This is a genomic window from Sphingomonas immobilis (genome assembly GCF_030580995.1).
Lineage (GTDB): Bacteria > Pseudomonadota > Alphaproteobacteria > Sphingomonadales > Sphingomonadaceae > Sphingomonas > Sphingomonas immobilis.
The window spans coordinates 20,557-34,302 of record NZ_JAUQSZ010000004.1; the positions used below are offsets into that span (position 1 = coordinate 20,557).

A 13,746-nucleotide genomic window follows, 5' to 3' on the forward strand; every position below is an offset into this window, starting at 1 on the left:
CCAGGTTAGCGATGAGGACGGACAAAAAAAGGGCGGTCCTCGCGGACCGCCCTTGATGGGAAACGTGTTCGAACGGCCTTACTTGCCGCCGAACTTGAACGTTGCCGTCACACCATAGGTGGCCGGATCGTTGCGCTGCGCCGAGACCACGTTGAGCGGGCTGCCGAACAGCAGTCCGGTGTTGTTGTAGCGCCGGTCGAGGATGTTGCGGCCGAACACTGCGAGTTCGAGCTGGTCGTCCATCACCGTCACGCCGAGGCGACCGTTGAGCTCGCCGCCCGCGGTGCGGGTCAGCGCCTTGGCGATCGCCGCCGTCGTCGCGGCGTCGGTGCCCGGCGTCGCGATGGTGCGATAGTTGTACAGCGCGGTCTTGTCCTGCCAGGCGTAGTCGAGATGCGCGCGGACCTTGCCGAAGCCGGTCGTGGTCTCATAGTCGCCGGCAACGCTGAAGGTCCACTTCGGCACCTGCTGGAAGACCTCGTCGCGCTTGTCGCCCGATGCGTCGCTGTAGCTCAGATACTTCGCGTCGCTGAGCGCGACCGTGCCGCCGATCGTAAAGCCGGTGAACAGGCGGGCGGTCAGTTCCGCCTCGCCGCCGTAGAAGCGCGCCTTGCCGGCATTGCCGACGATCGTGGCGGTCTGCGTAACGCCGTTCACCGCCGTCGTTACCAGCGCGGTGCGCTGGATGTTGCTGACTTCGTTGTAGAAGGCGGCAAGGTTGAAACGCACGCGGCGGTTGAAGAATTCGGACTTGATGCCGACTTCTTCTTCCTGCGCGATTTCAGGCTGGAACGGCACGAAGGCGGCGCCGGCGGTGCCCGATGCGCGCAGGTTCTGGCCGCCCGAGCGGAAGCCCTTGCTGGTCTTGGCATAGACCAGGACTTCCGGCGAGATCTGGTAGTTCAGACCGGCCGTGTACGAGACGCCGTCGAAACCGGCATGTTTCTCGATCCGGCAGGTCGTGGGATCGGATCCGACGATCAGGCAGCTCAGCGTCGCGCCCGTGCTGGCGTTGACGTTGCGGTTGAACGAAATCAGGTTCTTGTCTTCGACCGAATAGCGGACGCCACCGACGAAGGAGAGCTGCTCGGTCAGGTGGAACGTGCCCTGGAAGTACATGCCCATGCTGCGGTTGGTGACGTCACCGAAATAGATCGTCTGCGGAAGCGTGCCACCGCTCGACACGGTCGACAGCACTGGCAGCGCGATCGAGGTCGACTGATCCACGCCGGTCTCCTGGAAGGCGTAGAGGCCGCTGGAGAAGTCGACGAAATCGTTGAACGCCTTGCCGTTGAACTGCAGCTCGCCCGAATAGGATTCCAGGTTCTGCCGCCCCAGCGTGCGGACGATGTTGACCGGCGATCCTTCAAGATCGATGTTCGCGAAGGCGTTGATCTTGCGATAGCCGCCGATGAACTTGACCGACCCGAAGAAGGTGTCGAGGTTCGCCGTCACCGTGTAGGTGTTGGTATTGGCGTAGCTGCGCGGATCCTCGTTGAGGGCGGCGCGGTCGGTGCCGGCGATCGAATTGATGTACGGCGTGAAAATGCCGTTGCCGATGCCGATCAACTGACCCTGCCCGGCGGGTGTCGCCAGGAGCGCGGCGTTGGCGGGATTGGCTTCCAGCGCGGCTTCGATGTTCGCGACCGAGGTCGGCGCGACATATTGCAACTGATAGGGGCGCGTCAGCGCGTCGCTGTGGAAAATCTCGCCGGAAAACAGCAGCGAGAAGTTGTCGGTAGGATTGATGAGCAGCTTGACGCGGCCGGTCCAGCTATCGCGCGCGCCGAGCTTGGCGCCGTTGGTGGTGTCGGTGAAGAAGCCGTCGCGCTGGTTGATGGTGAAAGCGCCACGGATCGCGATCTTGTCGTCGATCAGCGGCACATTGAGGATGGCGGTGCCGCCACGTTCGTTGAAGCGGCCGTAGGTGCCCGAGATCGAGCCCGAAATGCCGTTGTAGTTCGGATTGTTGGTTTCCAGCAGCAGCGCGCCGCCGGTCGTGTTGCGGCCGAACAGCGTGCCCTGCGGGCCGCGCAGCACCTGCGCGTTCGATACGTCGAGCAGATCGGCGTTGATGCCGTATGCGCGCGCCCAATAGAAACCGTCGACATAAGTGCCGACCGAGGGATCGAGTGTGGCGAGAACGTCGGTCTGCACCTGTCCGCGGATCGTCAGCGACGACGCGGTGCCGGTCGAAGAAGCCGGTGCCAAAGTCAGGCCCGGCGTGAGGCGCGCGATGTCCGGGATGCGGACGGCGGCCTGCTGTGCCAGCGCGTCGCCGGTCTGCACGGTGACGGCGACGGGAACGTTCTGCTGATTCTCGGCGACGCGGCGCGCTGTGACGACGATGTCGGTGAGGCCGCCATTGTCCTGTGGGGCGGGTGCCGCTTCAGCGGGCGCCGGCGCGGTCTGCGCAAAAGCGGGAGTTGCGAGCGAGGCGCCGAGTGCGGCCACCGATACCAACGTCAACCGGGTTTTGGCGGAACGAAATCCCATTGTCTTCTCCTATGTATCGCGCCCTGACGGCACGCTTGTCGGGGCGCTCCATAGCCTTAGCGAACACGAACAGTCGAGAGTTGAGGGAACGTCAATTTCGAAATCTGACGAGCTGTGTTTTTTATAACACAAGCAAGCTAACTATGTTGCGTCGCACAAAGGCGTTTTGCAGCCCACAGAAGCGAAGAGGGCCCCGATTGCACGTCCGAGTTGTATAGCCTAGTGAACTACCGAACCATCAGTGCCGGTGAGGACGCAGGATGAATTTTGATCTTTCCGACGAACAGAAAATGCTTGCCGAACAGGCGCGCGGGTTGCTGGGCGAACGCTCCACGCCGGACCGGCTGCGCACGCTCATCGATTCGGGCGCCGAGTGGGACGAGCCTTTGTGGCGTGAGATTGCCGGCATGGGGTTTCTCGGCGCAAGCATCGCCGAGGAACATGGCGGTCTTGGGATGACCGAGCTCGATCTCGGCGTGATCAGCGAAGAGATGGGCCGTGCCAACGTCGCGTTGCCGTTCTTCTCGTCGATCGTGCTGGCTGCGGACGCGATACAGCTTGCCGGCAGCGATGCCCAGAAGGCGGCGTGGTTGCCCCGGCTGGCCAGCGGAGAGACCGTCGCAACCTTTGCCTATGCCGAAGGGTCGGGCGGCTGGACCGGCGCTGCGCTGCGGGCGACTTTCGAGGGCGGCAAGATCACCGGCCTGAAGACGCCGGTCGCTGACGGCGGAATCGCGAGCGTCGCGGTCGTGCTGGTCAACAGCGGCGGCAAGCCTGCGCTTGCTCTGGTCGAACTCGATCAGGCGGGCGTGACGCGCACCAAGCTCGACAGCTTCGATCAGCTCCGTGCGCATTACGCCATCCGCTTCGACGGCGCGTCGGCCGAACTGCTCGACGGTGCGGCGGCTGGCCAGGCGTTGGAGCGGCTGTTCGACCGGGCTGCCGTACAGGCGGCGTTCGAGGCCGTCGGAGGCGCCGAAGCGTGCCTGACGATGGCGCGCGACTACGCGCTGGAGCGACAGATTTTCGGCCGTGCGCTGGCCGGTTATCAGGCGATCAAGCACAAGCTCGCGGACATCCTGGTCGGGGTCGAGCTGGCGCGCTCGAACGCATATTACGGCGCTTGGGCGGCCGAAAACGCCGCCGACGAACTGCCGCTCGCGGCATCGGCTGCGCGGCTTTCCGCGATCGGCGCGTTCGAGAATGCGGCGCGCGAGAACATTCAGGTCCACGGCGGCATCGGCTACACGTTCGAGGCCAATTGCCATTTTTTCTATCGGCGCGAACGCACGCTCGCGATCAGCCTCGGCGGGCGCGAGGCCTGGGCGAACCGGCTGATCGCCAACATCCCCGGTACGCAGGCGGAGGCAGCATAATGGACTTTAATGACACTCCAGAAGAAGCCACGTTCCGCGCCGAAGCGCGTTCCTGGCTGGCGGCGAACGCGCCCGATTTCATCATCAAGGCCGGCGAAACGCTGTCCGATGCCGAAGAGGTCGCACGCGGCCGGGCGTGGCAGGCGCGGCTCGCCGAGGGCGGCTATGCTGGGATCCTGCTGCCGAAATCGCTCGGCGGGCGCGGCGGCACCATCATGGAGGCGACGGTCTTCGGCGAGGAGGAGGGTGAATATCACCTTCCCAAGGGCCCTTATATCGGCATCGGCCTCGGCATGGCGCTCCCCGTCATCCACAAGCACGGCACGCCCGAGCAGATCGAGAAATTCGCAGCCGGCACGCTCAAGGGCGAAATCACCTGGTGCCAGTTGTTCTCGGAGCCGGCCGCAGGTTCCGATCTCGCCGGTATCCGCACCAAGGCGGTGAAGGACGGCGATGAATGGGTCGTCAACGGCCAGAAGGTGTGGTCGAGCTGGGCGCATCATGCCGATTGGGGCATCCTGATCGTGCGCACCGACCCCACCGTGCCGAAGCACAAGGGCCTGTCGTTCTTCGTGGTCGACATGAAGACACCGGGGATCGACGTGCGCCCGATTCGCCAGATTTCCGGTCTGAGCGATTTCAACGAAACCTTCTTCACCGACGCGCGCATCCCCGACGCCAATCGAATCGGCGCGGTCGGCGAGGGCTGGGCCTGCGCGATGACCGTGTTGATGGGGGAGCGTCTCAATCAGGGCGGCGAGGGCAAACATGGCGGCATCGGCGCGCTGATCGCTTACGCTGCCGACACGCCGCGTGACGGCGGCACGGCGCTCGACAGCAGCGCCGTGCGCGTTTCCCTTGCCGCCGCTTATGCCGAAGAGCGGGCCGAGCGGTATTTCCAGGCGCGGCTGCGCACGATGGTCTCGCGCGGCGAGAATCCGGGTGCGCTCGCCTCGGTCGTCAAGCTCGCCTATACGAATCGCTATCAGAAGACGTCCGGCCTCGCGATGGAACTGCGCGGGCTGGCGGGCCTCGCCCCGCCAGAAGGCGACACCGAGACGCAGCGCATCCAGTACGATTATATCTGGTCGACCGCGCTACGCGTGGCCGGGGGCGCGGACGAGGTGCTGCGCAACCAGATTTCGGAGCGTATCCTGGGAATGCCGGGCGAAATCCGCACCGACAAGAACGTGCCCTTCGATCAGCTCTGAGCAGGCTCGGCGCGGGGCACGGCCCCGTTCCGCGCTTGCGCTTGCGGGTCATAGTCGATAACCTAGTTATATAAGAGACTGGGGAAGTGTTCGATGTCCGTGTTTTCTGATCTGCTGAACGGCGTGCTCGCAATCGATCGCGACGCGGACGTGATCGATTATCAGGGTAAATGGTACAGTTGGGGCCAGCTCGCCGACACGATCGCCGCGATCCGCGCGCAGCTCGCGACACTGGGGCTGGGCGAAGGCACGCGCGTCGGCGTGATGGTGCGCAATCGCCCGTCCGCCTTCGCGGCGGTGCTGACATCGGTTGCCGCCGATACGTGCATGGTCTCGATCAATCCGCTTTATCCCGACGAGCGGCTGATCAAGGATATCGAGGGGCTGAAGCTGCCGGTGGTAATCGCCGGTCAGGACGATCTCGAGCGTCCCGGCGTGCTCGATGCGCTGAAGGCGGCGGGCTCTGCAGTGATCCAGCTCCCCGGCATCCTCGAGGGAGCGACTCTGCGCGCAGGCTTCGAGACGATCGGCGCGGATACGGTGCGCGAACAGCCCGGCGTCATCATCGAAATGCTGACCAGCGGCACCACCGGCGCGCCCAAGCGCATCCCGTTGAAGCGCGACGCTTTCGAAAAGAGCTTCGCCGGCGCGCTTGTCTACGAGAAGGACCGCAACGAGGGTGACGCGGCCAAGCTGCGCCCCGGCACGACCATCCTGTCCAATCCGATGACGCATATCGGCGGGCTGTGGGGCGCGCTGACCTGCATCGCGGGCGGCCGCAAGGCGTGCCTGCTCGAGAAATTCTCGGTCGAGAGCTGGCGCGACGCGATCGTCCGGCACAAGCCCAAGGTTGCGGGCGCAGTGCCCGCAGGCCTGCGCATGATCCTGGATGCGAACATCCCGAAGGAGGATCTGTCGAGCCTGGTCGCGCTGCGCACCGGGGCGGCGCCGCTCGATCCCTCGGTTACGGCCGAGTTCATGGAGCGCTACAATCTGCCCGTTCTCCAGAATTACGGCGCGACCGAATTTTCCGGTGCGGTCGCGGGATGGGGCCTCAAGGACTTCCACACCTTCTGGAAGGACAAGCTTGGCAGCGTGGGGCGGTTCCAGCCCGGCGTGACCGGGCGTGTGGTCAATGCCGAAACCGGCGAGGAATTGCCGGCTGGCGAGGAAGGCGTGCTCGAGATGAAGGCGGCGCAGTTCGCCAACCGCGGCGAGTGGCTGCGCACCACCGATCGTGCGATCATCGATGCCGATGGCTTCCTCTTCATCAAGGGCCGCGCCGATCTCGCGATCATCCGCGGCGGCTTCAAGGTCCACCCGGACGATCTCAACAAGACCTATGAGAACCACCCCGCGGTGCGCGAGGCGGTGACGGTCGGCATCGAGGACCGCCGCCTTGGCGCGGTGCCGAAGATGGTGATCATCCTCAAGAACGGCGCGACCGCGCCGACCGAGGCCGAGCTGACCGCGTACGGCCGCGAACATCTGATGCCGTATCAGGTGCCGGTCCAGTTCCTGATCGTTGACGACGTGCCGCGCACGCCTTCGATGAAGCCGGCGCTTCCCGCGGTGCGCGAACTGTTCGAAACTGCTGCCGCCGACGCGGCCTGAACCCCTTCCTGCGACAGAAAGACACGATCATGGCGACCAAGTCCGAAGACATTCTCAAGAGCGACGAGTGGCAGAAGGCCGTCGATTACGCGATCACCGACGAGGATATCGAGCGCCAGAAGAAGCTGGTCGGTTTCTACGAGCCCGCCAAGACGCGCGAATACATCCAGACCGCGACGACCGACAACATCCGCAACTTTAGCCACGGCAATGGGGACGACAATCCGCTGTTCTGCGAGCCGGACTATGCCAAATCGACGCGCTGGGGCAGCACGATCGCGCCGGGCATGATGGCGGGCATCATCAATTCGCCGATGCTCGGCGATCCCGTGCCCGACGAAATCAAGGCGCTCAAGAAGTCGCTGTTCCGCGGTGTCCACGTCTTCGTGTCGGGCTCGAGCTGGGACTGGTATCGGCCGATCTATCCGGGCGACACGCTCTACAGCTACAACGGTGAGGAAAGCTGCGAGGTCAAACAGTCCGAATTCTCGGGCCGTTCGGTCATCAACGTGCGCCGCGACGTCAAGATCAACCAGCGCGGCGAGGTCGTCGCGGTCTATCGCATCCTGCGCGTGCTGACCGAGCGCAAGACGGCGGCGAAGAAGGGCAAGTATTCGGCGCTCGAGCCGGCGACCTACACCGACGAGCAGATGGCCGATATCGACGAGGTCTACGCGCAGGAGAAGGTGCAGGGCCCGGTGCCGCGCGATTTCGCGAGCGTGCATGTCGGCGATTCGCTCGGCAAGATGGCCAAGGGCCCGCTCACCGTCACCGACGTCATCTGCTTCCACGCCGGCGGCTATGGCTTTGTGCCCTATGCGCCGACCGTCGGCCGTCTCGCGCACAAGAACCGCAAGCGCATCGCGCCGTTCTACGTGAAGAACGAATACGGCATCCCCGACGTCGCGCAGCGGCTGCACTGGGATCCGAAATGGGCGCAGGCTATCGGCAATCCCATGGCGTATGACTACGGCGTCATGCGCGAGAATTACCTGTTCCACTATCTCAGCGACTGGGCGGGCGACGACGGCATCGTGCTGAAGGTCCATGACGAGATCCGCAAGTTCAACTATATGGGCGACACGCAGTTCGTCACCGGCGAAGTGACCGCCAAGCGCGAGGAAGGCGGCCAGAACCTGGTCGACGTCGCGGTGCGCTTCACCAACCAGCGCGGCGACGAGACGGTCCGTGCGACCGCGACGATCGCCCTTCCGTCCAAGGGCAAGCTGCCGCTCTATCCCGACGTGCCGCGCGAGCTGCAGGAACAGGCGACCCAGATGATGGCGCGCCACTGGGAATTGCTGGCCGCTTCCAAGCGCAAGTAACCCCCGAACCGCACGCGGGCGCGCCTTTGACGAGGCGCGCCCGTTGTGCTTTCGGCGAGAGACGATTGACCGGAGAATATCATGCTCGACATGTCCACCCGCACCGCCTTCAACGAGGAACATGCGATGTTCCGCGATACCGTGCGGCATGTCTTCGAGCGCGAGCTGGTCCCCAATCTCGACAAGTTCGAGCATGACGGCATCGTCACGCGCGAATTCTGGAAGGCGTGCGGCGAGGCGGGCATGCTCAGCCCCAATGTCGATGAGAAATACGGCGGCCTCGGCCTCGATTTCGGCTACAACGCCGTCGTCGCGGAAGAGCTGGCCTATGCCGGATCGTCGGCGGGCATCACGCTCCAGAACGACATCACCGCCGAATATATCGAGACCTACGGCTCCGAGGAGCAGAAGCAGAAATATCTGCCCGGCATGGTCTCCGGCGACGTGATCGCCGCGATCGCGATGACCGAGCCGGGTGCGGGATCCGACCTGCAGGGGGTGCGTACGACCGCGCGCAAGGACGGCAACCACTACGTCATCAACGGCAACAAGACCTATATCACCAACGGCCAGCTCGCCGATGTCGTGATCCTGGTCGCAAAGACCGATCCGACGCTCGGCGCGAAGGGCACCTCGCTGATCCTGGTCGATAGCGATACGCCCGGCTTCGCGCGCGGGCGCAACCTCGACAAGATCGGCCAGCACAGCGCCGACACGTCCGAGCTGTTCTTCGAGGACGTGCGCGTGCCGATCACCAACTGCATGGGGCAGGAGGGGCAGGGCTTCATCTATCTGATGAGCCAGCTGCCGCAGGAACGGCTGTCGATCGCGGTGTCGTGCCAGGCGGCGGCGCAGCGTGCGTTCGACGAGGCGGTCGCCTTTACCAAGGACCGCAAGGCGTTCGGCAAGACGGTGTTCGAATTCCAGAACACCAAGTTCACCCTCGCCGATCTCAAGAGCCAGCTCCAGGTCGGCTGGGCGCATCTCGACTGGGCGATCGCGCGCCATATGCGCGGCGAGCTGACCACGGCGGAGGCTTCGGCGGCGAAGCAGTGGCATTCGGACATGCAGGGCCGCGTGATCGACGCAGCGCTGCAGCTTCATGGCGGCGCGGGCTATATGAACGAATATATGGTCGCGCGGCTGTGGCGCGACGCGCGCGTGACGCGCATCTTCGGCGGCACCAACGAGATCATGAAGGAAGTGGTCAGCCGTTCGATCTGAACGGCGTCCGCATTACTCGTTGTTGAGCCAGTCGAGCGCTTCTTCGGGCGTGAGGAAGGCGCGTTCCTGATCGCTCTTGACCGAACGCTTGACCTGAAGGAGGGACAGCGCCGAGCCGACCGCCACCGCCATGCGATCGTCCGGCCCCTGGATGATCGACGGGAGATCGGCGAATTCCGCGATCACGTTGGCGGGCTGCACGCGCCCGTCGGTGCTGTCGACATACATGCGGACCCGCCCGAACCGCTCGCGCGCCTGGCTCGCCATATGCAGCAGTTCGTACCGATAGCGGCGCACGTCCTCGACCGTCAGATAGCCGGTCGTCTCGAGCTTCAGGATCTTGGCGACAGGGTCCAGCGTCAATTCCAGCACGATCTTCCCTCGCTCCTAGTGTCCGTGCGTTCTGCCGACGCCTGTTCGGTATTTAACGTAGATCACGCCTTGCACGCAATCTTGTTGCGCGGCGTGGCGAGCAATGCGTCAAGCGCCGCCGCGAGCGCGACCGGCTGTTCGATCATGATGTGATGGTGCGTACAGGGGATTTCGACCGGTATGCCGCAATCCACCGCGATTTCCGCCGCCATGGCGCGGCGTTCGGGGGTCATGATCTCGCTTTCCGCGCCGTAGATGACGTCGGTCGGCACGGTGATGCCGAACAGATCGGCGCGATAGGCGTGCGCCTCGGCATTCAGCGAGGTGGCGGCGTCCTCGTCGAATTTCCACGTCCAGCCCTCGGCTGTCTCGCGAACCGAATGATGGGCGATGTATTTCAGCACCAGCGGATTGGGCCAGGCGCCGGGCGGGATCAGGCGGAAGCGCTCCATCGCTTCCTCGCGTGTCGCATAGAGGCGCTTGGGCGGCACAGGGATCTGATGGCCGACATCGGCGGCAGTCGGCAGCGCGGTGTCGATGATGACGAGCCGCCGCACGCGATCGGGCGACGCGATCGACGCCATGATGCCCGACATCGCCCCGAAGCTGTGGGCGACCAGCGTAACCGGATCGAACCCGCAATCCGCCGCCACCGCCAGCACCTCTCGTGCCATCTGGGCGCGGGCGTAGGCGGGGCGGCGATCGCTGTCGCCCATCCCCGACAGGCTGATGGCGGCGACGCGGTGCGTGCGTGCGAGCGACGGCGCGATATGATCCCACCAGCGCGCATGCGCGCGAAAACCGTGGATCAGCAGCAGGCCGGGCAGATCGTGCGCGTCCAGATTCCAGCCGCGATAGGTTATGCGCGCGCCCTCGACCGCGACGGCGTGTTCCGTCGCAGGCACCGCCCATTGCGCACGCAGCCACGCCGCAGTCGCTTCATCTCCGGTCATGCAAGGGCCTCTTCGCTTTCAATTGAGATGACGCCGGGAAGCGGCAAGGGAATCGCCAGCAGCAGCGACGCGAACAACCCGGCGGCGGACAGCAGGATCGCGGTCTGCGTGCCGATCCGCTCGGCGACATTGCCCCACAGGAAACTGCCGACCGCCAGCCCGCCGAAGGCGTGCATGTGGTAGAGCGCCAGGCAGCGACCGATGACAGCATGCGGCGCGGCCATCTGCACCGTGACGTTGATGGTCGACAGGACCGTGACCCACGCCGACCCGGCAAGCGCCGCTGCCACCACCGTCCAGCCGAGCGTGGGCGACAGCGCCGCGCCCGCCGACCCGGCGGCATAGAGCAACGTCCCGCCGGCGAACACGCGTTCGGTGCCGAAGCGCCGCCGCGCGCGCGTCGCCCCGGTCGCGCCGGCAATCGACCCCAGTCCGAACGCGCCGAGGATGATCCCGAAGTCCGCCTGCGTACCGTGCAGCAGATCGTGTGCGACGAGCGGCATCAGCGCCCACAGCCCCGCCCCCGTTACGCCGAAAACGGCACCGCGCAGCAACGCGCAGCGTACCGGCGGTGTCGCGTAGGCGGCGGCTATGCCGCTGCGGATCGCCGCCACCAGCGGTTCGCGCTGGGGCGGATGATCGAAGCGCGGCTTCCACCGTAGCAGAACGACGATCAGCCCGAGATAGGAACAAGCGTTGAGCGTGAAGTTGGCGGTCGCGCCGAACAGCGCCATCAGCGCGCCGCCGACCGCCGGGCCGACCGAACGCGCGACATTGAAGTTGATACTGTTGAGCGCGACCGCCGCCGGCAGATCTTCGATCGGCACCTGCGCGCGGATCGACGCCTGCCACGACGGGCCATGCAGCGCCGTCCCGCAGCCGACGACGAGCGTGCAGACCAGCAGCACTGCCGGCGTGATCGCGTGCAGCCAGGTCAGCACCGCCAGCGCGGCGGACGCGGCGAGCATCACGAACTGCGCGACCAACATCACGCGCCTGCGGTCGTAGCTGTCGGCGACGGCGCCCGCGAACAGCGCGAGCAGCATGATCGGCAGGGTGGCGGAGGACTGGACGAGCGCCACCATGCGCGGCGAACCGGTGAGCGAGGTCATCATCCACGCCGCACCCGTCGATTGGATCATCGCCCCGAAATTGGAGATCAGGGTCGCCAGCCAGATCGCCCGGAAGACGGGCTGGCGAAACGGTGCGAACGCGTCTCCCTGCCGCATCTGTCTGGCCCTTCTTTCCGGCAATCTGCTAGGCAACTACGTTATACTTCTCCATAGGCGGCCATGTGCTTCTGTCAAATTGCCCGCATGTGTGCGCGGGCCTGGAAACCGAGGGAAAGACGATGACCTACGAGAAGATCCTGTACGAGATCACCGACGATGTTGCGGTCATCAAACTCAACGACCCTACGACGCTGAACGCCATGACGACACGGATGGGCGAGGAACTGCTCGACGCCCTTTGGCGCGGCGAGCGCGAGGCACGGGCGATCATGCTGGGATCGGTCGGGCGCGGCTTCTGTTCGGGCGCGAACCTTGCGGAAGGCGGCATCGACCTCAACGACAAGGGCCGCGACATGGGCGGCCGTCTCGATGGGATATTCAACCCGGTCGTCTACCAGATGCGCGCGTCGAAGGCGCCGGTGGTGACGGCGGTGCGCGGCGCGGCGGCGGGTGTTGGGTGCGGAATCGCCCTTGCCGGAGACATGATCGTGGCGGGGACGAGCGGGGCGTTCCTCATGGCGTTCCGCAACGTCGGCCTCGCGTCGGACGGCGGCGCTTCCTACTTCCTCACGCGCGCGATCGGCCGAGTGCGGGCGATGGAGATGATGCTGCTGGGCAAGAAGCTGCCGGCGGAGAGTGCGCTTGAATGGGGACTCATCAATCGCGTTGTCACGGACGAGGAGGTCGATGGGGCGGCGTTCGAGCTGGCGAAGCAGTTGTCGCAGGGGCCGAGCTCGCTCGGCATCATCAAGCAGGTGGCGTGGTCGGTACTCGACGCGAGTTTCGAGACCGCGCTGTCGAACGAGCGCGTTGCGCAGCGCGACGCGGGCCGCACGGAGGATTTCAACGAGGGCGTCGCCGCGTTCCGCGAGAAGCGCCCGGCCGTGTTCAAGGGCAAGTGACCGCGGGGATGGGCGAGCCTTCGAACATCGTCGTTCGCGTCGATCATCTGCCGCCGCCGGGCCCGATTGGGCAGGATGTCTACGCCTATCCCGCCGAGGCGCTGGTGCCGCTCCAGCCCGGGGAGATCCGTGTCGAGACGCTGTTCGCCGCGGTCGATGCCGGTGCGCGCGCGATGATCGATCCGCACGCCGCCTATCCGATGAAGCTGCGGCCCGGCAACCGCGTGCCGACCTCCGCGATCGTCGGGCGCGTGGTCGAGAGTCGCAACCCCGCGTTCCGGGACGGCGACCATGTTCGCGCCTTCCTGACGGTGCGGCAGCGCTTTCTCGTGCTCGATCCGGCCACACCGCATCACGACGTGAAGCGGGTCGATCCGGCGGACGGGCCGCTGCACCTGCATCTCGGCGCGCTCGGCATGACCGGCTTCACCGCATGGCTGGGGATCACCGAGATCGGCCGTCCGCATGGCGGCGAGACGGTGCTGGTGTCGGCGGCGGCGGGGGCAGTCGGATCGGTCGCCGGGCAGCTCGCCAAGGCGGCGGGTGCGCGCGTCGTCGGGATCGCCGGCGGCACCGAAAAATGCCGCGCGGTGGTCGAGCGGTTCGGTTTCGCCGCGTGCGTGGATTACAAATCGCCGGATTTCGTCGCGGCGCTGGCGGAGGCGTGCCCCGACGGCGTCGATGTGTATTTCGAGAATGTCGGTGGAGCGGTGCAGCGCGCCGCCTTTGGCTTGATGAACGTCTTCGGCCGGGTCGTGCTGTGCGGGCAGGTGTCGGGGTATAGCGGCGACGGAGCGGAGGGCGGCGGCCCGGACCTGATGATCGCGATCGGCAAGCGGCTGACGCTGCGCGGCTATCTTTCGAGTGATCATCTCGCCGAGTTTCCGCGCTTCGAGGCGGAGATGCTGCAGCGGGTGCGGGACGGTTCGGTGGTGCCGAGCGCGACGATCACCGGCGGGCTCACCAACCTTCACGAGGCGGTCAATTCGCTGACCGGCGGCCGCAACATCGGCCAGCAAATCCACCAGATGGCGGACTGAA

At 65.5% G+C, this 13,746-nt stretch carries 11 protein-coding genes; 7 read left to right on the forward strand and 4 right to left on the reverse strand.

Translation table 11 applies throughout. From position 1 onward, the window contains the following. Positions 1 to 78: 78 nt before the first annotated feature. Entirely contained in the window at positions 79 to 2,496 is a 2,418-nt protein-coding gene (locus tag Q5H94_RS07060) for a TonB-dependent receptor (protein ID WP_304560548.1), read from the reverse strand. A 260-nt stretch (positions 2,497 to 2,756) separates the two neighbouring features. Here Q5H94_RS07060 and Q5H94_RS07065 point away from each other — a divergent pair, with 260 nt between their 5' ends. The 5 genes from Q5H94_RS07065 (at position 2,757) to Q5H94_RS07085 (ending at position 9,246) form a co-directional block, all read left to right on the forward strand. Next, positions 2,757 to 3,872 (forward strand): acyl-CoA dehydrogenase family protein, encoded by a 1,116-nt coding sequence (locus Q5H94_RS07065; protein WP_304560549.1) that lies wholly within the window; start codon positions 2,757 to 2,759, stop codon positions 3,870 to 3,872. Beyond that, positions 3,872 to 5,083: an acyl-CoA dehydrogenase family protein gene (locus Q5H94_RS07070; protein WP_304560550.1), complete on the forward strand. Its 1,212-nt coding sequence runs from the start codon at positions 3,872 to 3,874 to the stop codon at positions 5,081 to 5,083. The genes Q5H94_RS07065 and Q5H94_RS07070 overlap by 1 nt, the downstream gene beginning before the upstream one ends. Before the next feature lie 93 nt (positions 5,084 to 5,176). Continuing rightward, positions 5,177 to 6,697: a class I adenylate-forming enzyme family protein gene (locus Q5H94_RS07075; RefSeq protein WP_304560551.1), complete on the forward strand. Its 1,521-nt coding sequence runs from the start codon at positions 5,177 to 5,179 to the stop codon at positions 6,695 to 6,697. 29 nt (positions 6,698 to 6,726) lie between these two features. Continuing rightward, on the forward strand, positions 6,727 to 8,022 hold the full coding sequence (locus Q5H94_RS07080) for an FAS1-like dehydratase domain-containing protein (protein WP_304560552.1): 1,296 nt from the start codon (positions 6,727 to 6,729) through the stop codon (positions 8,020 to 8,022). A gap of 81 nt (positions 8,023 to 8,103) precedes the next feature. Beyond that, a complete protein-coding gene (locus Q5H94_RS07085) occupies positions 8,104 to 9,246 on the forward strand; it encodes an acyl-CoA dehydrogenase family protein (protein ID WP_304560553.1) in 1,143 nt (380 codons plus the stop codon). 12 nt (positions 9,247 to 9,258) lie between these two features. Here the strand turns inward: Q5H94_RS07085 and Q5H94_RS07090 are convergent, their stop codons facing one another. The 3 genes from Q5H94_RS07090 to Q5H94_RS07100 form a co-directional block, all read right to left on the reverse strand. Beyond that, a complete protein-coding gene (locus tag Q5H94_RS07090) occupies positions 9,259 to 9,618 on the reverse strand; it encodes a hypothetical protein (protein WP_304560554.1) in 360 nt (119 codons plus the stop codon). A 62-nt stretch (positions 9,619 to 9,680) separates the two neighbouring features. Then, positions 9,681 to 10,571 carry an alpha/beta fold hydrolase gene (locus Q5H94_RS07095; protein WP_304560555.1) on the reverse strand — a complete coding sequence of 297 codons (891 nt, stop codon included), beginning with the start codon at positions 10,569 to 10,571 and terminating at the stop codon, positions 9,681 to 9,683. After that, a complete protein-coding gene (locus Q5H94_RS07100; RefSeq protein ID WP_304560556.1) occupies positions 10,568 to 11,800 on the reverse strand; it encodes an MFS transporter in 1,233 nt (410 codons plus the stop codon). Before Q5H94_RS07100 ends, Q5H94_RS07095 begins: the two co-directional genes overlap by 4 nt. A gap of 122 nt (positions 11,801 to 11,922) precedes the next feature. Here Q5H94_RS07100 and Q5H94_RS07105 point away from each other — a divergent pair, with 122 nt between their 5' ends. Further along, positions 11,923 to 12,705: an enoyl-CoA hydratase-related protein gene (locus Q5H94_RS07105; protein ID WP_304560557.1), complete on the forward strand. Its 783-nt coding sequence runs from the start codon at positions 11,923 to 11,925 to the stop codon at positions 12,703 to 12,705. Between the two features lie 8 nt (positions 12,706 to 12,713). Further along, positions 12,714 to 13,745: an MDR family NADP-dependent oxidoreductase gene (locus tag Q5H94_RS07110; protein ID WP_304560558.1), complete on the forward strand. Its 1,032-nt coding sequence runs from the start codon at positions 12,714 to 12,716 to the stop codon at positions 13,743 to 13,745. The last annotated feature ends 1 nt before the right edge of the window (position 13,746 follow it).